A 23,540-nucleotide genomic window follows, 5' to 3' on the forward strand; every position below is an offset into this window, starting at 1 on the left:
AAACGCGGCGGTCACGCTGCGGCCAGGCGTGACCGACGTGCGACGCGAGTTCACCTGAAGCGAGTCTCATCGTCGATCCATGGCCGAACACGTAGAACACGCATCCCCGAATACCGGACGCGCCGCACGCAGCGCGTCGTCCCGGCGTCGCTCGCCGACGCCTTTCACCGACGCCGACGCCGCGCAGCCGGCGCACGCCCCAGCAGGCGCGCCGATGCTCGATCTTTTCGATAAGGACCCTGAGCCGGCGACCGAACTCCAGGCGGCCGGCGCGGCGCAGGACAGTGAAGCTGCGCTGGCGCGGCGCGCGGCACCTGCGGCGGCCGAGCCGTCGGCGGATGCAGCGAGCGCCGACGGCAACCCTGACGATTCGGGCGACCCGGTAACGGTCCGCGCGCAGGACGAGGCGCTGGAGCCCGCTGTCGCTGCCGGGATTGATGCACCGGAGCCACATGAGCCAGCAGGCACGCAAGCCTCGGCGGCTCCGGCATCCGGCCAGCCGGAGCCGCAGGAGCAGGGTGAGGCGATTGCGGCCATCGTCGCTTTGGCGGCTGCCCAGGCTGGCACGCCGCCGCAGTCCGCAGCGACGGCTGCGCCGAAGCTGCCCGAGCCATCGCCCGACCCCCTGGCCGGCGTGTTCGCAAGCGGCCACTCCTACGCGCCGACCAGCGCCACGGGCAACACGGCGCGCATGATTGCGGCGGTGCATGCCGCGGACGTTGGCGCGGCGGTCCATAGCCAGGCACCCGAGCACGCCACGGCGGCGCTGCCCGCCGAGATCGTCGCGGCGGTGACGGCGCAAGCGGCGCAAGCGGCGGCCCAGACGCGCAGAACAAAATGGATGTTGACGGCCGCCGTTGCCGCGCTCGTGGTGACGACCGGCGTTGCGATCGCCCAGACGTTGCTGCTCGCCAGCCTCTCGGCCGACGCGACCGCGCAGCAACAGCGTCTGGACCTGCTTATGCAGAACCAGCAGGCCGCGCTCGACAATATGGCGTCGCGCCTCGCTGCATTGACCGCCGCCGCGCCGGCTGTGGCCGTTGCGGCGGCAACGGCGCCGGCGACTGCCGCGACGGGCGCAGCCCGGGAGCCGCAAAGCCCGACGCCGCCGCGCCGTACCGCGCGCTCCGCCAAAACGCCGAAATCGGCAGAAAAGCCCGCCACGCATACGACGGGCAGCAAATCGTCCAGGACTCACTCGCAGCCGTCCACCCGTCAGACGGCGTCAAAAAGCTGACCGTCACGCCCTTCCACCTCGCTTTGCCCCCGGAATTGCAGGCTATTCATGTGTTGTGTTGATGCAACGCAGGATAGCCTGCTGCCAGGCCGCGACCCGACGCCGCAGATTTCTTGTTGCACTGCGCTGGCGTTTGGCTAGGGAAAACCCTATAATCATTCCATTCCTAGGGAAAACCCTAGATTCATGTCTAACCGGGAGTCGCCATGAGCTTTATCCTTGCAATTCTTCAAAAGGTGAACGATCTCTTCGCGTCGCCGTACCTGCCGATGGATGCCGAATACTCGTATGCAGCGCGTCATCGCGAAGCAGAACGCATCCGTCGCTCGCACTACAAGCCTTTCCACCTGCCGCGCGACTAACCTCGCTGCGCTAGGAGCGAGCAGGACGAGCGCCGCAGTGCGCGCCGTTCTGAATACATCGCTCCTGCCATGGCTGGATCGAACGAAGCCGGTTCTCGCGAGAGAGCCGGCTTTGTTGCGTTTGGGCCTGAGCGCGTGGCACACAAGCTGTGCACGGCGCGGGCGAATAATGTTTCGTCGCCGTTGCCCGAGTGGCCGGATGTGCCGAGGGAGCCGTGCGACCTGCCTTGCGGCGACGCGCACCACAGGTTTTTCCTTTTGAGGCAGGCACTTGGGTGGATCTCCCAGAGCTTGTCCACAGGGCTTTCAACAAAAACTGTGGACAAATCTTGCGTGCGCCGGCACTTGAGCACGCGGGAGACCCGGTACCAGATGGCATTCAGGGAACAGGCGACGCGCTGGCCGGTATTGCACTTATCGTGTCGCCGCGCGCGAGGGATACACCACGGATGGGACTCACCTTGAGCGCACTCAAGGAAATATCCTGAACAAGATAATATTATCCCGATGTCTGGCGCTTTCCCTGACATCTGAATAATCAGGATTAGAAGCAGTGGCCTTCACCGATTCCGGGCTATCCGCCCTCGTAACTATTGCCCGCTTTCACAACATCGCAGCTGATCCGGCCAGGCTCAAACATGCCGCCGCCATTACGACGAAGCAATTCAGCGAGAAGGACCTCGTGCTCGCCGCCCGGAGTCTCGGCCTGAAGGCGCGCATCGTCGCGCTGGATCGCGCCAGGCTGGAAGTCACTCCGCTACCCGCGCTCGTGCTCGATAGAGAGGGTCATCATTTCATCCTCGCGAAGACCGACGGGAAGACCGCACTCGTGCTCGAGTCGGATGGCGTCGCGCCCGTCATCAAACCGCTCGACGAAATCGTCGCGCGCAGTACCGGCCAGATGGTGCTTTTTGCTTCCCGGGCCTCTCTTGCAGGCGATCTCGCGCGCTTCGACTTCTCGTGGTTCATCCCCGCTATCGTCCGTTACCGGCATTTGTTGCTTGAAACGCTTGGCGTCTCGCTTGTGCTGCAACTGTTCGGCCTCGTCTCGCCGCTGATGTTTCAGGTCGTCATGGACAAGGTGCTCGTGAACCGTACCTACAGCACGCTGAACGTCGTGTGCATGACATCGCTTGTTGCTTCGGTGTTCGAGGTCTTGCTTGCGGGACTGCGCAACTATGTTTTTGCGCATACCACCAACCGCATCGATGTCGAGTTGGGCGCGCGCCTGTTCCGCCATCTCGTTGCGCTGCCGTTGGGCTATTTCGGGGCGCGCCGTGTGGGAGACACGGTGGCGCGCGTGCGCGAACTCGAGAACATCCGCAACTTCCTTACCGGCCAGGCGCTCACGGTCATCATCGACATTGCCTTTTCGTTCGTCTTCATCGGTGTGATGTGCATTTACAGCGGCTGGCTCACGCTGCTCGTTGTGGCATCGCTGCCGGTATACGGCATCGTTTCCGCACTACTGGTGCCCGCCTTCCGCGTGCGCCTGAATGAGAAGTTCGCACGCGGCGCAGACAGCCAATCCTTTCTAGTCGAGTCAGTCTCGGGTATGGAGACGGTGAAGGCCATGGCCGTCGAGCCACAGTTCATCCGTCGATGGGAATCGCAGCTCGCGGCGTACGTGAGTGCCGGTTTCCGCGTGAATCAACTCAGCAATGTTGGCCAGCAACTCATCCAGCTCGTCGGCAAGCTCGTCACGCTCGGCACGCTGTTTATCGGCGCGCGGCTCGTGATCGACGGACGGCTCTCCGTGGGAGAACTCGTCGCCTTCAATATGATGTCGCAGCGAGTGAGCGCCCCCGTACTGCGACTGGCGCAACTGTGGCAGGATTTTCAGCAAATCAGCATTTCGATGATGCGGCTCGGCGACATTCTCAATACACGCACCGAGGTTGCGCAGACACGCCAGGCGCTGCCGGCCATTCGCGGCGATGTACAGTTCGACAACATCCGTTTCCGCTATCGTCCGGACGGCCCCGTCGTGCTCGATGGCGTGTCGTTCAGCATTAGCGCGGGACAGGTGATCGGCATCGTGGGACGTTCGGGGTCGGGAAAGAGCACGCTCACCAAGCTGCTGCAGAGACTCCACATTCCAGAGCAGGGTGTCGTACGTATCGACGGGCAGGATCTTGCGCTTGCCGATCCTGGGTGGTTGCGTCGGCAAATTGGCGTCGTGCTTCAGGAGAACCTGCTCTTTAACCGGTCGGTGCGCGAGAACATTGCGCTGAGCGATCCTGGCGTGCCACTCGAAGCGGTGATTCATGCGGCGGAGCTCGCGGGCGCACATGGCTTCATCTGCGAACTACCTGAAGGTTATGACACGGTGGTGGGTGAGCACGGCAGCAATCTTTCGGGGGGGCAACGCCAGCGCATCGCGATCGCGCGAGCTTTGCTGACCAATCCGCGGATTCTTATCTTTGATGAGGCCACGAGCGCCCTCGATTTCGAAACGGAGCGCGTTATCCGCGAGAACATGAAGACGATCTGTGCGGGACGCACGGTCGTCATTATCGCGCACCGGCTCTCCGCCGTGCGCGACGCGAATCGCATTCTCGCGATGGATCACGGCAAGATCGTGGAACAGGGCGATCATGAGGGTTTGCTGAGACACGGTGGCTATTATGCGCGCCTCGTAGCCATGCAGGATTCCTTGGCATGAGGCCGTTGAAATTTCAGACATTCGCGGATCTCGTACGCCGCTATGCGGCAGTACTTCGCGAAGTCTGGCATATCCGCGCGCAGCTCGAAGGCCCCGAGAGAGACGCTGATCAACTGGCCTTCCTGCCAGCCGAGCTTGAACTTGTCGAATCGCCCGTGCACCCGGCGCCGCACTGGGCCATGCGAATACTGACTCTGCTTACCTTCATCGCATTGTTGATCGGACTATTTGGACAGCTCGATATCGTGGTAACCGCAAACGGCAAGTTTGTCCCGAATGCGCGTGTGAAGACTATCCAGCCTGCGATTACGGGGGTGGTGCGCGAAATCCGCGTGAAGGACGGCCAGCGCGTGGTGGCGGGCGATCTATTGATGAAACTCGACACGACGCAGACGGCCGCCGATGCAGACAAGGCCCATATGTCGAGGCTCGTGGCGGAATTCGCGGCGGCGCGCGCCAACGCGCTGCTCAATGCGCAGCAGAACAACAAGCCGCCTGTCGTGGCGAACGTCGGCGACGCGTCAGATGCGCAAATGCAGGATGCTCAACGTCATGCGGAAGGTGCGTGGCTCGAGTATTGCAACCAGTACGAGAGCGAGAAGGCAGAACTTTTACAACGCCTGGCGCAACTGGAGCGCGTGCGCGCGGAGATTGCGAAGCTTGCCGCAACAGCGCCACTGGCACGGCAGCAGGCCGATTCATATCGCGGGCTGGTGGCCAAAAAGTACGTTGCACGCAATGACTACCTCGACAGGGAGCAGCAGGCGCTTGACAAGGAAAACGAACTGGCCGCGCAGCGCAGCCATGCGAACGAACTCGTGGCGGCTATTGCCGCGCAGCGTGCGCAGGTCGACGCCACGGCTTCGAAGTTCCGTCGTAATCAACTCGACGAACTGGAGAAGGCCACGCAACTCGTCGCCCAGGGGCGTGACGACGAGACAAAGGCGCAGACACGCCAGGCGCTCATGAGCCTGACGGCGCCGGTGGCCGGCACCGTGCAGCAATTATCTATGCACACGCTGGGCGGAGTGGTGACCACCGCGCAGCCGATCATGGAAATCGTGCCGGACGATGCGCTCGAGGTGGAAGCAAGGTTGCAAAACCGCGACGTGGGTTTCGTCGAGGTGGGCCAGTTGGCGTCGGTGAAGATCGACGCGTTTCCGTATACACGCTATGGATACATGAGCGGCACCATCACCGAGGTTTCGAACGACGCGGTACAGGACAAGAAGTTCGGGCTGACGTTTCCCGTGCGCATACGGCTGGCGACGGACCGCATCCACGTCGACAACCGTTGGATTACCCTCACGCCGGGCATGACGGTCACGGCGGATATCCGCACCGGGAGGCGCAGCGTGATCGGGTACTTTCTGGACCCGCTGATGCAGACGGCACGGGAGAGCATGCGTGAACGCTGATGTGAAATCGCGGCGAAACGCCATGGTGCTTGCGGTCTTGATGACGTTGGGTAGTCGTGCCTATGCGCTTGACGCGCTGCGCGTGGAACAGGGCATCTCCGCCTCGGCCGGGGGAGCGATCGTGACGGAATGCGTGTTCGGTTCGGCGCCTGGCAATCCGCTACGGCTTGCCGAGGTCGTCGAACGCACGCTGTGTAACAACCCGAAGACCCGCGCCGCCTGGGCGGCCGTAAAGGCACAGGCGGCTGGCGTCGGCGTGGCGCGTGCTGCCTACCTGCCGACGATCACCGCGAATCTGCAAGGCGTGCGTGAGAGTTCGGTGACCCGTGTCGACAACTACCCGCAACTGAGTTCGGATATTAACTCGACGGTACATGCGGAAAGTGTTAGCTTGAGCTGGCTGCTCTATGATTTCGGCGGTCGCAAGGGAGGGCTGAAGAGCGCGAGTGCGCTGCTGGAAGCCGCGCGTGCGACGCAAGATGCCACATTGCTGATTTTTTTTGAGCAAGCTGCTAAGGATTACTATTTAGCCCAGACTGCAATGGGACGGCTGCAAGCGGCGCGTGACGTGGAAGAGATGACGCGTCAGAGTATGGTGGCCGCGCAGGAGCGCGCAGACAGGGGCGTCGTGCCAATCACCGACGTCCTGCAGGCGCAGACTCAGCACGAGCAGGCGGTATTCAGCCTGACGAGGGCGAAAGGCGACGCGCAGATTGCGCTGGGCACACTGGCCGCTGACATGAGCTTCACGCCGGATATGCCGCTGGAGGTGCCGCCAGTGACGGAAAACGTCCGGGTTGGTAAAGCGTTCAGCGAGCCAGTGGCACAGATGATCCGCGACGTGCAAGCGTCGCATCCCTCGGTGCGAGCGGCACAAGCGCAGTACGAGGCTGCACTTGCGAAGGTCTCACAGACACGCGCACAGGGTTTGCCGAGCATCAGCCTGGTGGTGAAATACAACCGGAACAACGAGCCGCAGAACCTGGGGGTGGGGGCGCCGACGTTTCCTGCCATGGGGCACGATGCTTATATCGGCGTGCAACTAAGCATACCGCTGTTCGAAGGGTTCGGGCGACATTACCAGGTCGATCAGGCAAAGGCGCAGGCCGACCGGCAACGGGATATGGTAGACGAAGCGAAGCGTCAGGTCGCGCTCGACGTATGGAGCAGTTACCAGACGCTCATGGGCGCGACGCAGAATGCGCAGAACAGTGCGAACTTGCTGGCGATTGCTGAGCGTTCATGGGAGGCGGCAAAGCATCGCTATGACGCAGGCGTTGGGAACATTCTCGAATTGATGAATACGCAGGCGGCGCTGGCGAATGCGAAACAGCAACGTGTGCAGGCGCTTGCTGACTGGGACCACGCCAGAGTGGATCTGGCAGCGAAGCTGGGAACACTGGGTCGAGGAGATCTCCAATAGGGATCGTCTTGTGGATGGATTTAAAGTTGCAGTGCGAATCAATTACTTGAATTTGAGAAGCAGAACCCTGTGTGGCAATGCTTCCATTTAGCCTGGTCCGAGGTGACTCGGTCCGGAAATTTTAAGCTCGCATAACAGGAGATGCTAATGAGCACGTCTTATATTTCTGTAACTGGAAACGCCGAATCGTACACACTCGACAATACGACTTTTGATGTCCAAAGCGGTGCAGGTATGAACCTCTATGGCTCATCGGATCTGGTGTTCCTGGAGAGCGGTGCCGGTGTGCCGTACGGTACTCAGGGCTTCATTCGTATCGTGGGAGATGGAAACACGGTACTAGGATCTTCGGCCAATGGCGCCGAAATTGTCATCTCGGGATCGAATAACGTCATTTCTGCCGGGGCCAATAGTCTTGTCGTCGATGGAGATGGCGGCGGCGGTCATACTCTCTCAGGCAACGGGCATAACGACACAATAACCGTTGGAATCAATTCGCATGTGACCGCAGGGGTAAATTCAAAAATCAACATGAATGGCGGCTACGCTTTTGTGGCCACGAATGCTACCGCAAGCGTTTCCGGAAGCAATAATTCAGTCGAAGCGCACAACTCCGTCTCGGTTTCCGGGAGTAACAACTCGGTCTACGATCGCGGGATCGGGATGGGAACGGTCGCGGTATCGGGCTCCGGGAATACGGTTTCAATGGGATCGAAATGGACAATCGATGACTCAAAGGGTGCTGGCAATACAATAAACGTGGGTGATGGAAATCAGATCGTCCTTGGATCTGGGGACGCGGTCAACATCAGTGGCAGCAACAACAGCGTATCGTTTAACTCTGCAAATGGTGCGGAGACAATACAGGCCGCCGGCGGATTCTTCGTAAAGGAGGATGCAAGCGGAAGTATTTCCATGAACGCGTCGTCATTCTCGGTCCAGAATGGCAATGCCGTAATCGGGCTTGGGAACGGGAACGTCGTTACTATCGCCAATGTTAAAGCCGGTCTTGGCGGAGAATTGATATCGAGCAATCAGGCGAATCAGCTCGTGTCGGCAATGGCCGCCTACTCGGTCAACAGCGCAGGCCTCACATCAACGGCGACAATCCAGACGCCGGTTGAAACGACTGTGTTTGCTTCCTCACATCATTAAGTATGACTCGGTTAATTTGAGATGTAGCATGTTTTTGGGGGGATATCACGCCCCCCGAAAATGGCATGCAGACCAATCGCACGCAGGCGACTTTAAGGTCTTCGCGTTATAGAGGAGAGACGCCGCATGTATGACGCTGCATTCGCCGCATGGCGTGCGGGTTTCGTTCGCGATGCGCAAAGGCATTGCCATATGGCGATCCTCGCTTCGCCTGACTGTGCCCAGCCCCGCTATCTGCTTAGTCTCATCGAATTTTCCTTGGGGTGTGCCAGCCAGGCGAAAGCAGTCTTGAGTGATGCGCTTGCACGCAGTACTAGCGCGTCGGAGGCACTGGAATTCGCAAATGCGCTACTCGCGCAGGGGCGTACCGAAGATGCACGTTTAACCCTTCTTCACGCGACAAAGCTGGATCCAACATTCGCTGCCGCACATTTCTATTTGTCGAATACTTTTGGACCGCAAGAGGCCGAACGGGCGGAAGCGCATCTGCGTCAGGCGATCTATCTCGCGCCGTCACTCGCGGAGGCGCACAACAATCTTGGAAATCTGCTGCGCGCGTCCCGGCCCGGGGAGGCGCGAGCGTCATATGAGCAGGCAATTGCGTTGCGCCCTGAATTCGTGCAGGCATGGTTCAACCTGGGGACCTTGCTCGAAAACACCGAACCGGAAGCAGCTCAAAACGCACTGCGCCGTGCAGTTGAACTGGATCCGACCTTCGCACCTGCGTGGAATGCGCTTGCATGCCTGTTGCCGGAGTCCCACTGGCGGGAGGCGAGGGACGCCCTGATGCTGGCTGTGGAGATAGATCCGAATTTCGCGGTGGCATGGTCCAACCTCGCCCACATCCTCTCCAGGACGAACCGTGCCGAAGCTGAAAGCGCTGCGCGCAGAGCCATCGCACTCAACCCGAATCTCGTAAGTGCGAACTATAACCTCGGTGTTTTGCTTGGCCCGGCGCGCGCAGATGAAGCCATTCGAGTGCTTCGACATACCGTGGCACTAAAGCCGGATCATGCGAACGCATGGTATCAGCTTGGGCACTTGTTATCGTTCGACGATCCGGCTGAAGCCTTGACCGCACTGCGTGAAGCGACAAACCTCAATCCGGAAATTGCCAATGCTCACGCCGTTCTTGGGAATGTATTTCTTGCGATGGGGGCCGCAGAGGAATCGGTAGCGGCTTTGCGCCGCTCGCTGGAGTGTGACCCGGACAATATTGTCGCGCACGCAAACCTGATTTTCGCGCTCCCTTTTTTGAGCGATTGCCCGGAGGTGCTGATGCGCGAGTGCTCCCGGTTTGCCGCGCAGCATGAGGCGCCGGTCTTCGTGTGCGAGCGGGAGCACTTGAACAACCCGGCGCCCAATCGGCGATTGCGTGTTGGCTATGTTTCCGGCGATTTTGATTCGCATTGCCAATCTCTTTTCACGATTCCGCTATTGTCCAATCACAATCACGCGGATTTTGAAATCTTTTGCTACTCGAGTGTCGCGGAGCCCGATCATGTGACTGCATCAATTCGTGGTCTTGCAGACGTCTGGCGCGATGTGCGCGCATTAGACGACGCAACACTCGCACAGCAAATTCGCGCCGACCGTGTCGACATCCTCGTTGATTTGACCATGCACATGGAGGGCAGCCGGCGTCTTTTGTTTGCGCGGCGTCCGGCTCCGGTTCAGGTTGCGTGGCTTGCTTATCCGGGGACAACAGGTAGTCCCGCGATGGACTATCGTTTATCGGACTGTTGGCTCGATCCTGTCGACGAGCCTGGCCGAGACGATTTGTATTCCGAACGAACGATTCGCCTGCCGCGAACGTTCTGGTGCTATGACCCTCTGACGGAGGGCTTGGCTGTCAACAGCCTGCCTGCCGCGAACGGCGAGCCGTTCACGTTCGGCTGCCTGAACAATCCAGCCAAGGTGAGCGATCATGCTCTGGGTCTATGGGCGGGTGCACTTGCCGCTGTGCCCGAATCCCGATTGCTCGTCCTGGAGCCCCGCGGCGTGCCGCGGTCTCAGTTGACGGCAAGATATGTTGCACACGGCATGGATCCTTCACGCGTGTCTTTCATCGCTCGACAGCCTCGCCGCGCTTATCTGGAAACCTATCATCGTATCGATCTCGCGCTCGATTCGTTTCCCTATAATGGCCACACCACGAGTCTGGATGCGTTCTGGATGGGTGTGCCGGTCGTCACGCGTGCGGGACGCTCTGCCATAAGCCGAGGCGGCAAGAGCGTCGCCGGAAATCTTGGGCTGCCCGAACTCGTTGCCTATACCGACGACGAATTTGTGCGCGCGGCGCACGCATTCGCACGCGATCTGCCTCGACTCGCGGCCCTGCGCGGGACGTTGCGAACCCGTATGGAGGCATCGGCGCTCATGGACGCGCCACGATTCGCTGCCGGTATCGAACGCGCATATCGGGAAATGTGGCGCGAATACTGTGACAGTCAATGCGGCCGGCGTGCTGTCGGGGGACAAGTTATCCCCACGGTTTTCCACGGAAATTGTGGATAACTCGCTCATTTCGCGTCAGCGCTTTTTATCGTCCCGTGCGATATTGTGAGCCGCAAGAACCACCATCGCTCACCATGTCCGACACTTACTTCTACGATCCCGCCACCGGCCACGGCCTGCCGCACGATCCATTCAAGGCGATCGTCGCGCCGCGCCTGATCGGCTGGATCTCGAGCCGTTCCGCGGAGGGCGTGCTGAACCTCGCGCCGTATAGCTTCTTCGGCGCGTTCGCCACGTCGCCGGCGGTGATCGGTTTTTGCAGCGAAGGCCGCAAGGACAGCATCGTCAATATCGAGGCGACAGGCGAGTTCGTCTGGAATCTTGCGTCGCGCCCGCTGGCCGCGCAGATGAACCAGAGTTCCGCCCCCGTCGCCGCCGATGTCGACGAGTTCGCGCTGGCAGGTCTCACGCCCGCGCCGGGCCGCAACGTGGCGGTGCCGCACGTGGCCGAGGCGCCGGCCGCGCTCGAATGCAAGCTGCTGCAGATCGTGCGGCTCAATGCGCTCGACGGGTCGCCCATGAACAACTGGCTCGCGCTCGGCCAGGTCGTGGGCGTGCATATCCAGCAGCAGTACCTGAAGGACGGGCTGTTCGACACCCATGCCGCGCAGCCCATCATGCGCGCGGGCTATCGCGCGGACTACGCGCAGATCGGCGAGATGTTCCAGATGGTGCGGCCCACGGCCTGATTGCATGACGCTCGCGGCCGCGTTGCCGCTGCCGGCTTGCGCGCCGATAATGGCCCGCAAGTCGCCTGCGAATGATCTGCACAGCGACCGGCACGGCGACCCACATGGCGCGCGACGCGCGAGAGGAGACAGTCCATGCAATCTCCGACCGGATCGGTCGTGGCGCTCAGCTCGGCCGCATCGACGATGTTTTCCATCGGCATGATCTTTCTTGGCTACTGGGGTCTGCATGAGCCCGTGCCGTGGCGCTTCGGCGACCGCGTGATCGTCGTGCTCGCGTTGGTGGGCTTCGCTTGTCTCGGCAGCGTGCCCTGGCTCGCCACCTCACCCGCGAAGCCCGGCGACGAGTCGCGCTTTCTGCTCGCGCGCCGCTGCTTCCTGACGGGCGCGTGCGCCGTCTGGATCTCGATCGCGCTGTCGCTCGTCCTCGGTTAGCGCCGCGCGTCGTCAGAAGCGCGCGCGCAGCCCCACCGTGCCCACCACCTGGTTCGCCGTCGACGAAGCACCGCCCGCCGTGTTGATGAACGCCACGTAGTTGTGGCCCGTGGCGTGCTGGTACATCGCTTCGCCGTAGAGGTCGGTGCGCTTCGAGAGGCGATACACCACCTGCGCATTCACCTGTTGCCACTTCGGATCGGCGCCCCAGCTCGTGCGGTCCACGTGGCCGTCCGTGTAGGTATAGGCGAGGCCGAGGCTCCAGGCCGGATTCAGCTGATACTTGCCGTTCACTTCATAGTTGTTGAAGCTCATGTCGCCGCCGTGCGAGCCGAACGCGTTCGTGCCCGCATATTCGCTGCGCGTGAACACGAAGCCCGCCGTGGCCGGACCGAAGCTGTAATTCAGGCCGCCGCCGAAGGAGCGCAGCCGCTGCGCGCCGAGCGAGAAGCCGCCCTTGCCGTTGGCCGCCGACTCGGCGAGGTCCACCGCGCCCGGGCTGCTCGCGTTCGCGCCTTGCGTGCCGTTCAACTGCAGATAGCCGGCGGCCAAGGCGAGCGGGCCGTTGTTATAGCTCGCACCGAAGCTGTAGGCGCGATTGGCCGCGAAGTCGGGCTGGTTCGAGAACGCGTACAGCGCGCCGAACTTGAAGCCGCCATAGCTGTTGCTCGTGTACTTGACGGCGTTGTTGATGCGCAGCGAGTGGTTGAGGTTGTCGTTGTCGAACGGATGCGCGAAGCCCGTGTCGCCGAAGGTGCCCGCCGTGGCCGAGAGCGGCGCGACGAAGTCGACGAGCTCGTCATATTGGCGGCCCAGCGTGAGCGTGCCGAACCGGTCGCTCGCCAGTCCCACCCAGGCCTGGCGGCCGAACATGCGGTTGTCCTGGCCGAGCTTGCCGTTCTGCACGTTGAATCCGTTTTCGAGCAAGAACACGGTGCGCAGGCCGCCGCCGAGGTCCTCGCTGCCGCGCAGGCCGAAGCGGCTGCCGTTGACGTTGCCGCTCGTCGCCTGCCAGAGCGCGCTGCCGGCCTTGCCGCCCGAGCTGGCCACGTTGTTGGTGTACATGATGCCGGCGTCGATCAGGCCGTAAAGCGTGACCGAGCTTTGCGCTTGCGCGACGCCAGGGGCGAGCGCGCCGGCGACTACGACGGCGGTGGCAACGGCGGTGGTCAATGCGGGGGCGAGCGGGAGGGCGTTCTTTTTCACGTGTGATGCTCCTGATGCGGTGTTCTCGTAGCGTTTGGAAAAGGCCTGCTGCGGGCGAAGGCCGGCAAGCAGCGTCAGGAGTGTAGGGATCGGCGGCCGCCGGAAAATCGGCTGTGACTGGAGAAGATTCTTCCACGCGCTGGAAGGAATATTTCATCGCCGTGTCATGAATTGCGTCTTGACTTGCGGCAGGGCGTGGTTCGGGCGGCCATCGGCGCGATAGAAGCCATGCCCGGCAGTTTTGGTACGATGCACGCTTTGCCAGCCGATCCTGAAGCCCCGCGTGAAGCGTTCCGTGTCGTTCATCCGCGCTCAAGCCGAGCAATGGTCCTCCCGCCTGAAGCCCCTCGCGTCGCGCCTGTGCGCGCTCGCGCGCCCGTGGCTCGGCAGGGGGCTACATCATCTGCGCCATCCCACCCGGCGCGGCATCCTCATCGCTATCGGCGCGCTGCCCGCGGCGCTCATGCTCTACGTGCTGGTGCTGATTCCGTTCACGCCCGGCATCGGCGACATCCGCAAGGCGCGGGTGGACCAGCCCGCGCGGATTCTTTCCGCCGACGGCAAGCTGCTCGCCGAATTCAAGCCCTCGAACCGGGAATGGGTACCGCTTTCGCAGATCTCGCCGCATATGGTCGATGCGCTGATCTCGACCGAGGACCACCGCTTCTACGAGCACCACGGCATCGACTTCAAGCGCACGGCGGGCGCGGCGCTGCATACGTTCTCGGGGGACCGCCAGGGCGGTTCGACCATCACGCAGCAGCTTGCGCGCAATCTCTATCCCGACGAGATCGGCCGCGCGCCCACGCTCACGCGCAAGATCAAGGAGGCGATCACCGCGTTCAAGATCGAGGCCGTCTATAGCAAGCCGCAGATTCTCGAAACCTATCTGAACACGGTGCCGTTCCTCTACAACGCGTTCGGCATCGAGATGGCGGCGCGCACCTACTTCGGCGTTTCCGCCGATCAGCTGACCGTGCTGCAGGCCGCGACGCTCACCGGCATGCTCAAGGGCAACGCCTACTACAACCCGGTGATCAATCCCGAGCGCGCGCTCGCGCGGCGCAACACCGTGCTCGGCCAGATGGTGAAGTACGGCAAGCTCACCGACGCGCAGTACGCGACGCTCTCGAAGAAGCCGCTGCGTCTGGACTTCGAGCGGCAAACCGAGCCGCCCGGCCCCGCGCCGCATTTCGCGCAGCAACTGCGCAAATGGCTGATCGCGTGGGCCGACCGCAACGACTACAACATCTATTCCGATGGTCTGGTTGTGCGCACAACCATCGATTCGCGTCTGCAGGCGATGGCCACCGCCGCGCTCAAGCAGCACGCCAATCAGTTGCAGGGCAGCGCGAACGTCGCATGGAGCGGGCGCGATGGCTGCACCACGGGCAACGACGTGTTCAAGACCTTCATGCGCGAGACGCCGGATTACAAGAGCGCGCGTGACGGCGGAGCAAGCGACGAAGACGCGCTCAAGAAGCTCGCCACCGACCGCACCTTCATGCGCGGGCTGTGCAAGGACAAGACCACGGTGCAGGCGGGCTTTCTCGCGATCGACCCGCGCAACGGGCAGATCAAGGCGTGGGTGGGCAGCCGCGATTTCGCCGGCGAGCCGTTCGATCACGTGCAGCAGGCGCGCCGGCAGCCGGGCTCGACGTTCAAGGCGTTCGTCTATGGCGCGGCATTCGCCGATGGCGCCAAGCCCACCGACACGATCGTCGACCAGGCCGTGGAAATGCCGCTCGAAGGCGGCGAGATCTGGCGTCCGAACGACGACGTGCCGCCCAGCAACAAACCGATGACGCTGCGCGATGCGCTCGCGTTCTCGCGCAACCGCATCACGGCGCAGGTGATGCAGGCGGTGGGCCCGGACAAGGTCGCGCGCCTCGCGCGCGCGATGGGCGTGCGCGACAGCGAGCTGAAGCCGGTGCCGTCGCTCGCGCTCGGCACGAGCCCAGTCACCTTGAAGGAGATGGTGTCGGCATACAGCACCATCGCCAACGATGGCGAGTACCTCGAGCCCCGCATGGTCACGCGCATCGAGGACAGCAAGGGCGAAGTGCTCGCCGAATTCGCGAGCGCCTCGCCCGAGCGCGCGCTGTCGCCCTCGGCGGACCGCACGCTGCTCGACACGATGCGCGACGTCGTGAATCGCGGCACGGGCGCGAGCATCCGCACGCGCTTTGGCATTCGCGCCGACGTAGCGGGAAAGACCGGCACGACCCAGGACAACGCAGACGGCTGGTTCATCCTGATGGACCCGCAGCTCGTGGCGGGCGCATGGGTGGGCTTCGACGACGGGCGCGTCACGCTTCAGTCCGAGGGCGCGCGCAGCGCGCTGCCGATCGTCGGCGACTTCTTCCAGCGCGCGCTGCGGGCGCGCATCGTCGATCCGCGCGCGCGCTTTGACACCGAAGTCCAGCCCGGCGCGTTCGAGACTTTCCGCGACCGGCTCAAGACGTGGATGGACGGCCTGTTCGCTTCGAAGACGCCCGCCGTTGCACCGCGCGCGCCGGCCCATGCACCGGCGTCGCGAGCGGGCGGGCCGGTTGTCGCGCCGACGCCGGCGCCCGCCGAACCGACCGAAGTGCCGCCTTCGAGCGGCGTCGCGCCGGCGGGCGCGGCAGCGGCGTCGGGGGCGACGGCCGCGGCATCGGGCGCGTCGGCGCCTGCCGTGCCGCCGGATATCGCGCGCATGTTCGGCCAGCCGCCGGTGCTGGGGGCCTCCGGTAGCGGTGGCGCTTCGGTGGCGCAGCCCGCGCATCAGGAGCAGACGCCCCAGCAGGCGCCCCAGCAGGCGCCGTATCCGCCGCAAGAGCCGATGCTCGCGCCGACGCCCACGCCCGACGATTCCGCGGCCGGCAACAGCGCGGGCGCGCAATACACTCCGCCGACGCCGCAGCAGGGCAACTGATCCGGCGCGCGGCGCTTACCGTTCCCGACCGCGCTTCTGAATGGAACGGTTAGCGCCGCCGTCCCGGTTCACGGCCGTGAAGTAATGCACGAGCCCCAGCGGCGCATGCACGTCGTCGAGCTCGCCGCTGGCGATGGCTTCGAGCGCATCGAGCGCCACGTCGATGTCGCGGGCGCGTTCGGCGTCGATGACCGCGCGCGCCACGCCGCGAAACGCGAGCACCCAGGCGCCGGCCGGCAGCGAGCCGGTGCGCGCTAGATCGATGGCGCAGGCGCCGTGACGCGTCACGGCCTGGGCGGCCAGGCCCTCCGCGCAGACGATGCGGGCGGGCAGGCCGATCGGCATCGGCCGTTCGGCCTGCGATGGTTGCCGCGTGCGCGTGGCAGCGAACGCGTGCGGACGAGTGAATCGGGTCATGGCAATCCTGAATACGGCGAATCTGCGGCTTGTCGGCCAGCAGCGACGGCGCACGGTAGCAGCGTCTCATTGTCCCCGCCGCCGTGCAGCAACTCAGCGATGGACCCCGCACAAGCACTTGGGCGCGGACGGTTATCCCCAGATTTCGTGGAAAGGGCTGTGGACAACCTGTCCGCATGCGCGCCAAGGCATTGATCTTGAAACGAATTGTCGTAGCGGCCACGAAGCAGGCCGATTTTTGTGCTGAGTTGCGTCAAAGTCGGGTTTGTCTAACCGCGATTTTGACAAGAATTGACGGTCTCCTGTCGAAACATCCGCTAGATTGCGGCGTTTCGGCTTTTTGGCTCAAGCAGGCGATAATGCGCGGCGGGCCAGTCGGCCTGACCCATTGGAGTGAATCGAGATGTCCCGCATGTCCCCCCTGATCCGCACGCTGCGCAAGAGCGCTTTCGTCCTGGCCGCGCTGGGCGCGGCGCTGCCCCGCCTCGTGCAGGCCCAGCCGCTTCCTTCCGACGTCGTCACGACACCCGCGCCGCCGCCGGCGCTCTCGCTCGCGCCGGCATCCGTGCCCGCGTCCGCGCCGGCGCCTGCACCAGCGGCTGCATCGACCTCCACGGGCGTGCCTGCCGGAGCGATCGCCGTGGTCAACGGCGTGGCGATTCCGCAGTCCGCGCTGGACAGCGCGGTGAGCACGGCCGTGAGCCGCGGCAACGACGTCGACACGCCCCAGTTGCGCGCGGCGCTCAAGCAGCAGTTGATCATCCGCGAAGTGGTGCGCCAGCAGGCGGCGCGCGCCCACTACGACCAGCGCCCCGAGGTGCAGCAGGCGAGCGACGCCCAGAAGGTGGACGTCGAGATCCAGTCCTGGCTGCAGGACAACGTGCATGTGAAAGAGCCGACCGAGCGCGAGATCCGGGCGCGCTACACCAGCGTGAACGCCGAGCTCGGCAAGTACGAGTACAAGCCGCAATACATCGTGCTGGCCGACCGGGCCGTGGCCAAGGGCGTGATTGCGCAGGCGAAGGCGGGCAAGCCGTTCGATGCGCTCGCGCGCCAGTTCAGCATCGTCCCCTCGAAGGAAAACGGCGGCGAAATGCCGTGGGTGAGCTTCAAGACGCCGGTGGTCGAGGGCAAGACGCGCGGCGTGCCGGTGGAAGTGGCGCGCGCGCTCGCGAAGTTGCCGGTGGGCGGGGTGGTGCAGCAGCCGCTGCAATCGGGCCAGGCGTGGGTGGTCGTCAGGCTCGAAGACAAGCGCGCCATGAGCGTGCCGTCGTTCGACACCGTGAAGGATCAGATCCGCCGCCAGATGATCGCGGAATCGATGGATGCGGGCGCCGCAAAGCTCGTGAAGTCGCTGGTGCAGAGCGCGACCATCGTGCAGTAACGCCCCGCGCGGGCCGATCAGCAAAAAGCCGGACGGCGCATGACGCGCCGTTCGGCTTTTTGCATGGTTGCTTGCGAACATCAGCGCTGCTCGGGCGCGCACCAACCGACAAAATAAGGGAACCGGGCTGTCAGCTCTTTTCGTATACTGCTCGTACCAGCAGCCCCAGTTGATAGTGATCGCGACGTCTCGTTCCTTACCTTGAGCCGAGGCCCTATGAGCACGATTATGCCGGCCGGACACGCTGAACCTGAACGGCGCCAACCGATTCTCAACACGGTCGACCGGGTCTGCGAAATATGCTTTGGTCTGTTCATGGCGCTGACGTTCGTTGGTGCCGTCAAGGCGGTGACCGCGGGCGTGGATGAAGGGCACAAGATGTTCTTCGCTGCGCTCGGATGCAATCTGGCGTGGGGTCTCGCCGATGCCGTGATGTACCTCGTGCGCACGCTCGTCGATCGAGGGCAGCGCCTGAAACTGGCGCAGACCGTCAAGCGCGAGCAAGACCCGGCAGTCGCGGTACGGGCGTTGCGCGATGCATTGCCCGGGAAGCTCGGGCAATTCGTCGACGATGCCGATCTCGAGCACCTCCGCGCGCGCTTCGCCGCTGCCCCGACGCTGCCGTCCCGGGCCAATTTCGTCCTGGATGATTTCATCGGCGCGCTGGGCATCTTTATTCTCGTTGTTCTCGGAACGTTTCCGGTCGCGGTGCCATTTCTCGTCGTCAAGGACGTGACGACGGCGCTCATCGCCTCACGCGTGCTCACACTCGCGATGCTTTTCTTCGCCGGCGTGGCACTGGGGCGCTCGGCCGGCGCAGGGGCGATGAAAGCCGGCTTCGCCATGATCGCGCTTGGCATTGTGCTGACGATCGCCATCATCAAGCTGGGCGGTTGACCCTTCCTGCGCCGACCCGACCGTTCAAGCACGTTCAAACTCTCAAGCTGACGACGCCGATGGACATCGTTTTCACGGTTTTGATCCTGCTCTTCGCGGTCGCCGTCTCGGGCGTCGTCGTGCGGCTTCTACACGGCGTGGTGCCGTTGCCGCTCGTCCAGATCGCCATCGGCGCCTTCCTGGCCTGGCCGGTGTTCGGTCTGTCCGTCACCTTCGATCCTCAACTGTTCCTGCTGCTCTTCATTCCGCCGCTGCTCTTCGCGGACGGCTGGCGCACGCCGAAACGCGAGTTCTTCATGCGGCGCCGTTCGATCCTGGCGCTGGCATTCGGTCTGGTGTTCATGACGGTGCTCGTGGTCGGCTACTTCGTGCATGCGATCGTGCCGGCCGTTTCGCTCCCTGTTGCGTTTGCGCTCGCCGCGGTGCTGTCGCCGACCGACGCCGTCGCGCTGGCGGGCATTGCCGGCAAGAACCGCATTCCGGCGCAGCTGATGCATATTCTCGAGGGCGAAGCGCTGATGAATGACGCCTCCGGCCTCGTCGCACTGAAGTTCGCGATCGCGGCCGCGTTGACCGGCGTGTTCTCGCTGCGCGAAGCTTCGATCAGCTTCCTGATCATCGCCGCTGGCGGCCTCGCGCTAGGCGCTGCGGTGAGCTGGTCGTTCGCCATCGTGATACGGCGCCTGCGCAACGTGACTCGCGGGGGCGACCCGGCGTCCGGCGTGGTGCTGACGTTGCTGATCCCGTTCGCCGCCTATCTGTTCGCCGAACATTTTCATTGCTCCGGCATTCTCGCGGCGGTGGCCGCCGGGATGATGATGAACTACGTGACCCTCACCAGCGCCAGCTCGGTATCGGCACGCGTGAGCGCGAACAACACCTGGGCCATGGTCGAATTCGTTTTCAACGGCATGGTGTTCATCCTGCTGGGGCTGCAGTTTCCACACATCATCGGCGGGGCGCTGCTCGATGCTCACGAGACCGGCAATGGCGCCGTGTGGCGGCTGATCGGTTATGTCCTGGCCGTCACGCTCGCGCTCTATGCCATGCGCTTCGCGTGGGTCTGGCTGCTGCAATGGTTCGCCAGCCGTGGTGCCGCGAGGCACGGCGTGATCAACGCGGCGCCGGGGCTGCGCACCGTCACGATCATGACGGTCGCCGGGGTGCGCGGCGCGCTGACGCTCGCCGGGGTGCTGTCGATTCCGGTTGCGTTGTCCAGCGGGGAGCCGTTGCCGGGACGCGACCTGGTCATCGTTATCGCTTCCGGCGTGATCCTGACGTCGCTGCTGGTCGCGGTGTTCGCGTTGCCGAAGTTGTTGCACGGTGCGGGCCACGGACACGATGCGCATGCGCACGAAGAGCAGCACGCGCGCAAAGTCGCCGCGCAAGCGGCAATGCGCGCCATCGACGATCTTCATCGAAGCGTCACCGCGGACACGGGCGAGTCGTCGACGGCTTTTGCCGCCGATGCGACTGCACGCGTGATGGGCCTGTATCGCCGGAGGCTTGCCACGCTCACCCGGGAAGGCAATTCCGCTGACGAAATGCGCCGCGTGGAAGCGCTGGAAATGCAAATCAGCCTGGCGGCAATACGTGCCGAGCGCACTGCGCTGCTGGAATTGCGCAACGCCCACGAGATCAATGACGAGACGTTGAGCAAGCTGATGCGGGAAGTGGATTTTTCGGAAACCGCGCTGACCGCACGCGAGCCTGCGGGGACGTGACCCCACGGCGCCGTCGTGGTCCGCGACCGGTTTTCACGCCGACCGCGATACTCGACCGATGTGCGCTGCAACGTGAATGCTCAGGGGAGAGCAGGCATGGGCTGGAATCGCCGATACAGCTTGAAGAGCTACGTCAGGTCCTCGCTGTGGACCGTGCCGCTTATCGCCGTGGCGATCTATGCCGTGGTGAAGCCGCTGACCGAAATGCTCGGACGATGGATGATCCGGCAAGGGATTCTCGATCCGGAAACGGGCTTTTTCGGGCTGTCCATGACGGGAGCCCGGTCCTTGCTCGGCGACATCGTTTCCGCGGACCTGGCGTTTCTGGTGTTTACGTTCGGTTCGCTGCTCGTCGCCATCCAGGTAGCCGGCGGGCAATACACGCCGCGCATCATCGCCACGACGCTGCTCCGCGATAACATCATCCGCGGCATTTCGGGGCTGTTCGTTTTCACCTTGCTGTTCGCCAACAGAACGGCGGGCTGGATGGGCGAGGAGGAAGTGCATCAGTTCCAGGTGTTCATCGCTGCGCTATTCGGCTTTGCTTCCGTGGTCGCGTTTCTTTTCCTGATCGACTACGCCGCGAAATTCCTGCGTCCGGTCAGTCTCGTGGCTCGCGTTGGCGAGCAAGGGCTCGCGGTTGTCGACGGCGTCTATCCCGCACCGTCCAGCGGCCTCGTGGCCGCGCCCGAGCGCGATGCCGTGCGAGCCGACCCTGATCGCGTCGTGCGTTGGCAGGGCAAGTCCGGCATCGTTCTGGCCGTGAACCTGAAAATGCTCGTGGCCGAGGCGCGCCGCACCAACACGGTTATTGAAGTGGCGCCTCAAGTCGGCGATTTCGTCGCGGTCGAAGAGCCGCTGTTTTATGTGTACGGGAATGCGGGCGCAATCGATGACAACAGGTTGCGCACTCTGGTCGCCTTCGGGACGGAGCGCACGATGGAGCAGGATCCCATGTTCGCCTTTCGTATCCTGGTCGATATTGCGCTGAAGGCGCTGTCGGCGGCGATCAACGATCCAACCACGGCGGTCCTGGCGATCGACCAGCTGCACCGGCTATTGCGGCTGGTCGGAAAACGGTCGCTGCGCATCGAAGAAATCGTGGACGGGTCGGGGCAGGTGCGCGTGATCTTGCGCACGCCTAACTGGGAAGATTTCGTGCATATCAGTTTTCGCGAGATACGGCAGTGCGGCGCGGGCAGCATTCAGATTGCGCGGCGTCTGCGCGCGGCGATCGAAAACCTCATCCAGAGTTTGCCGGAGCATCGTCATGACGCGTTGTATGTCGAACTGGCATTGCTCGATCGCGCGATCTTGTCGAAGCAGGAGTTTCCCGAGGACGTGGCGCTGGCGCGCATTCCCGACTCGCAAGGCCTCGGTGGCTCGGCAGCCTCGATAGCTTCGATAGCAGGTCGCTAGCGCGTCTGGAGACAAGCCATGCGCAAACTCATTCTGGGTATTGTCGAGTTCCGCGAGAAAATGCTGCCCCATTACGCGGAGCAGTTCAACAAACTGGCGCTCGCGCAGACTCCCGATGCGCTCTTCGTCACGTGTTCCGACAGCCGGGTCGTGCCGGACCTGCTTGCTTCGACGCATCCGGGCGATTTGTTTACGATGCGCAACGTCGGCAACCTGATACCGCCGGCGACTGCGGATGGAGTCTCGACCGGCGACCTTTCCGAGGCGAGCGCGATCGAGTACGCCGTGCTGGTGCTGAAAGTCGCGAATATCGTCGTCTGCGGGCATTCCGAGTGCGGCGCGATGAAATCCGTGTATTCGCGCAACGCCAAGGTGAAATCGCCGAACCTCGATAAATGGCTGTGCCACGCCAACAATGCCGCGTTTCGCCTCGAACAGGAGGGGCCGCTCGATGGCAGGCTGAAACCACACGATCAGTTATCCCAACTGAACGTGCTCGTGCAGCTCGAGCATCTGATGACCTATCCGATTGTGCGCCAGCAGGTCACGGCCGGGGCGCTCGTGTTGAGCGGCTGGTGGTTCGACATCGCGACGGGCAACATGTATGCCTATGAGCGCTCGAGCCGGTCATTCGAAGTCATCGACCGCGCCATGGCGGAGCGGATGATTGCGCGCCTTGCCGCTCGTGCGCGCTGAAGCCGCGCGAAGCGCTTTCGCATGAGGCCGGCGCGCCTGACCCGCTGTCACTGGCCCCGCACGCGCGGCGCCTGCCAGTTCCACTCGCGCGCGAATTCGACGAATGAGCTCAGGTAGTCGACCACGGCATCGCCTTCGCGCGTGCCGAGGAAAATTTGCTTGGCGATGCCCTGCTTGCCGAGCTTCACGATCGCGAGCGGCATGCGGTCCGCGTACTCCTCGGCGAGCCATCTCGGCAGCGCCGCCACGCCGCGCTGGCTCGCGACCATCTGCAGCATGATGTCGGTGGTCTCGATCGTCTTGTGCCGGCGCGGCACGATGCCCGCGGGGCGCAGGAACTGGTTGTAGATGTCGAGGCGATCGGTCTCCACGGGATAGGTGATGAGCGTCTCGTCAACCAGCTGTTCGGGCTTCACATGGCGCTCGCGCGCCAGCCGATGATTTTCCGCGACCACCAGCACCTGCTCGTAGTCGAACACCGGCTCGAAACGCAGCCCCGGACGGTTGAGCGGGTCGGGCGTGACCAGCACGTCGATGTCATAGCCGATCAGCGCGCCGATGCCGCCAAACTGAAACCGCTGCTTCACATCCACGTCCACATCGGGCCAGCGCGCCAGATACGGCGATACGACCTTGAGCAGCCACTGGTAGCACGGCGCGCATTCCATGCCGATGCGCAGCGTGCCGCGCTCGCCCGCCGCATATTGCTTCATGCGTTCTTCGGCAAGCTCGAATTGCGGCAGCAGCCGCTCAGCGAGCGACAGCAGATAGCGCCCTGCCTGGGTCAGCCGCAGACTGCGGCCTTCGCGGTCCCAGATCGGCGTGCCGAGCTGCTGCTCGATTTTCTTGACCGTATGGCTCAACGCCGACTGCGTGAGGAAAAGCGACTCCGCGGCTGCGGTGAGCGAGCCCTGGCGGGCGACTTCGCGGACGATGACGAGATGGACGCGCTCGAGCATGGAAAGCGATGATAGGGATT

At 63.3% G+C, this 23,540-nt stretch carries 18 protein-coding genes; 15 read left to right on the top strand and 3 right to left on the bottom strand.

The features are described 5' to 3' along the window. The first annotated feature begins 214 nt into the window (after positions 1 to 214). The 9 genes from PWP93_RS19015 to PWP93_RS19055 all read left to right on the top strand — a co-directional run bounded on the left by PWP93_RS19015 (position 215) and on the right by PWP93_RS19055 (position 11,901). Positions 215 to 1,237, top strand: a complete 1,023-nt coding sequence (locus PWP93_RS19015) for a hypothetical protein (protein ID WP_421045512.1) — start codon at positions 215 to 217, stop codon at positions 1,235 to 1,237. A gap of 206 nt (positions 1,238 to 1,443) precedes the next feature. Further along, a complete protein-coding gene (locus tag PWP93_RS19020) occupies positions 1,444 to 1,599 on the top strand; it encodes a hypothetical protein (protein WP_167556505.1) in 156 nt (51 codons plus the stop codon). 553 nt (positions 1,600 to 2,152) lie between these two features. Next, positions 2,153 to 4,264: a type I secretion system permease/ATPase gene (locus PWP93_RS19025; protein WP_421045513.1), complete on the top strand. Its 2,112-nt coding sequence runs from the start codon at positions 2,153 to 2,155 to the stop codon at positions 4,262 to 4,264. Continuing rightward, positions 4,261 to 5,682: an HlyD family type I secretion periplasmic adaptor subunit gene (locus tag PWP93_RS19030; protein WP_421045514.1), complete on the top strand. Its 1,422-nt coding sequence runs from the start codon at positions 4,261 to 4,263 to the stop codon at positions 5,680 to 5,682. Before PWP93_RS19025 ends, PWP93_RS19030 begins: the two co-directional genes overlap by 4 nt. Further along, the gene (locus PWP93_RS19035) at positions 5,672 to 7,105 is read left to right on the top strand and encodes a TolC family protein (RefSeq protein WP_421045515.1); all 1,434 of its coding nucleotides are present in this window, start codon (positions 5,672 to 5,674) and stop codon (positions 7,103 to 7,105) included. Before PWP93_RS19030 ends, PWP93_RS19035 begins: the two co-directional genes overlap by 11 nt. 147 nt (positions 7,106 to 7,252) lie before the next feature. Continuing rightward, positions 7,253 to 8,260 (top strand): hypothetical protein, encoded by a 1,008-nt coding sequence (locus PWP93_RS19040; RefSeq protein WP_421045516.1) that lies wholly within the window; start codon positions 7,253 to 7,255, stop codon positions 8,258 to 8,260. 126 nt (positions 8,261 to 8,386) lie between these two features. After that, on the top strand, positions 8,387 to 10,777 hold the full coding sequence (locus tag PWP93_RS19045) for a tetratricopeptide repeat protein (protein WP_421045517.1): 2,391 nt from the start codon (positions 8,387 to 8,389) through the stop codon (positions 10,775 to 10,777). 74 nt (positions 10,778 to 10,851) lie between these two features. Beyond that, positions 10,852 to 11,466, top strand: coding sequence for a flavin reductase family protein (locus PWP93_RS19050; RefSeq protein ID WP_421045518.1), 615 nt, complete (start codon positions 10,852 to 10,854; stop codon positions 11,464 to 11,466). A 135-nt stretch (positions 11,467 to 11,601) separates the two neighbouring features. Then, a complete protein-coding gene (locus tag PWP93_RS19055) occupies positions 11,602 to 11,901 on the top strand; it encodes a hypothetical protein (protein ID WP_421045519.1) in 300 nt (99 codons plus the stop codon). Between the two features lie 12 nt (positions 11,902 to 11,913). Here the strand turns inward: PWP93_RS19055 and PWP93_RS19060 are convergent, their stop codons facing one another. Continuing rightward, complete coding sequence (locus PWP93_RS19060) at positions 11,914 to 13,074, bottom strand: porin (protein WP_421027056.1); 1,161 nt, start codon at positions 13,072 to 13,074, stop codon at positions 11,914 to 11,916. Positions 13,075 to 13,348: 274 nt separating this feature from the next. Here PWP93_RS19060 and PWP93_RS19065 point away from each other — a divergent pair, with 274 nt between their 5' ends. Continuing rightward, positions 13,349 to 16,024 carry a penicillin-binding protein 1A gene (locus PWP93_RS19065; protein ID WP_421045520.1) on the top strand — a complete coding sequence of 892 codons (2,676 nt, stop codon included), beginning with the start codon at positions 13,349 to 13,351 and terminating at the stop codon, positions 16,022 to 16,024. 15 nt (positions 16,025 to 16,039) lie between these two features. Here PWP93_RS19065 and PWP93_RS19070 read toward each other — a convergent pair whose 3' ends face one another. Then, on the bottom strand, positions 16,040 to 16,441 hold the full coding sequence (locus PWP93_RS19070; protein WP_421045521.1) for a HypC/HybG/HupF family hydrogenase formation chaperone: 402 nt from the start codon (positions 16,439 to 16,441) through the stop codon (positions 16,040 to 16,042). Between the two features lie 412 nt (positions 16,442 to 16,853). Here PWP93_RS19070 and PWP93_RS19075 point away from each other — a divergent pair, with 412 nt between their 5' ends. The 5 genes from PWP93_RS19075 to PWP93_RS19095 all read left to right on the top strand — a co-directional run bounded on the left by PWP93_RS19075 (position 16,854) and on the right by PWP93_RS19095 (position 22,561). Further along, positions 16,854 to 17,825, top strand: a complete 972-nt coding sequence (locus tag PWP93_RS19075; protein ID WP_421045522.1) for a peptidylprolyl isomerase — start codon at positions 16,854 to 16,856, stop codon at positions 17,823 to 17,825. 216 nt (positions 17,826 to 18,041) lie between these two features. Then, a complete protein-coding gene (locus PWP93_RS19080; RefSeq protein WP_421045523.1) occupies positions 18,042 to 18,722 on the top strand; it encodes a hypothetical protein in 681 nt (226 codons plus the stop codon). Between the two features lie 59 nt (positions 18,723 to 18,781). Then, the gene (locus PWP93_RS19085; protein WP_421045524.1) at positions 18,782 to 20,446 is read left to right on the top strand and encodes a Na+/H+ antiporter; all 1,665 of its coding nucleotides are present in this window, start codon (positions 18,782 to 18,784) and stop codon (positions 20,444 to 20,446) included. A gap of 96 nt (positions 20,447 to 20,542) precedes the next feature. Beyond that, on the top strand, positions 20,543 to 21,865 hold the full coding sequence (locus PWP93_RS19090; RefSeq protein ID WP_421045525.1) for a DUF2254 domain-containing protein: 1,323 nt from the start codon (positions 20,543 to 20,545) through the stop codon (positions 21,863 to 21,865). An 18-nt stretch (positions 21,866 to 21,883) separates the two neighbouring features. Beyond that, positions 21,884 to 22,561, top strand: a complete 678-nt coding sequence (locus PWP93_RS19095) for a carbonic anhydrase (RefSeq protein ID WP_421045526.1) — start codon at positions 21,884 to 21,886, stop codon at positions 22,559 to 22,561. 47 nt (positions 22,562 to 22,608) lie between these two features. Here PWP93_RS19095 and PWP93_RS19100 read toward each other — a convergent pair whose 3' ends face one another. Further along, complete coding sequence (locus tag PWP93_RS19100) at positions 22,609 to 23,520, bottom strand: LysR family transcriptional regulator (RefSeq protein WP_421045527.1); 912 nt, start codon at positions 23,518 to 23,520, stop codon at positions 22,609 to 22,611. Between the last annotated feature and the right edge of the window lie 20 nt (positions 23,521 to 23,540).

Origin of the sequence: Paraburkholderia sp. A1RI-2L, from assembly GCF_048957375.1 — a bacterium.
In the GTDB taxonomy this organism is placed as follows: domain Bacteria; phylum Pseudomonadota; class Gammaproteobacteria; order Burkholderiales; family Burkholderiaceae; genus Paraburkholderia.

Coding starts and splice junctions, on each gene's coding strand:
- PWP93_RS19015 (WP_421045512.1), top strand. CDS start 215: ATGCTCGATCTTTTCGATAAGGACCCTGAGCCGGCGACCGAACTCCAG.
- PWP93_RS19020 (WP_167556505.1), top strand. CDS start 1,444: ATGAGCTTTATCCTTGCAATTCTTCAAAAGGTGAACGATCTCTTCGCG.
- PWP93_RS19030 (WP_421045514.1), top strand. CDS start 4,261: ATGAGGCCGTTGAAATTTCAGACATTCGCGGATCTCGTACGCCGCTAT.
- PWP93_RS19040 (WP_421045516.1), top strand. CDS start 7,253: ATGAGCACGTCTTATATTTCTGTAACTGGAAACGCCGAATCGTACACA.
- PWP93_RS19045 (WP_421045517.1), top strand. CDS start 8,387: ATGTATGACGCTGCATTCGCCGCATGGCGTGCGGGTTTCGTTCGCGAT.
- PWP93_RS19050 (WP_421045518.1), top strand. CDS start 10,852: ATGTCCGACACTTACTTCTACGATCCCGCCACCGGCCACGGCCTGCCG.
- PWP93_RS19055 (WP_421045519.1), top strand. CDS start 11,602: ATGCAATCTCCGACCGGATCGGTCGTGGCGCTCAGCTCGGCCGCATCG.
- PWP93_RS19070 (WP_421045521.1), bottom strand. CDS start 16,441: ATGACCCGATTCACTCGTCCGCACGCGTTCGCTGCCACGCGCACGCGG.
- PWP93_RS19075 (WP_421045522.1), top strand. CDS start 16,854: ATGTCCCCCCTGATCCGCACGCTGCGCAAGAGCGCTTTCGTCCTGGCC.
- PWP93_RS19080 (WP_421045523.1), top strand. CDS start 18,042: ATGAGCACGATTATGCCGGCCGGACACGCTGAACCTGAACGGCGCCAA.
- PWP93_RS19085 (WP_421045524.1), top strand. CDS start 18,782: ATGGACATCGTTTTCACGGTTTTGATCCTGCTCTTCGCGGTCGCCGTC.
- PWP93_RS19090 (WP_421045525.1), top strand. CDS start 20,543: ATGGGCTGGAATCGCCGATACAGCTTGAAGAGCTACGTCAGGTCCTCG.
- PWP93_RS19095 (WP_421045526.1), top strand. CDS start 21,884: ATGCGCAAACTCATTCTGGGTATTGTCGAGTTCCGCGAGAAAATGCTG.
- PWP93_RS19100 (WP_421045527.1), bottom strand. CDS start 23,520: ATGCTCGAGCGCGTCCATCTCGTCATCGTCCGCGAAGTCGCCCGCCAG.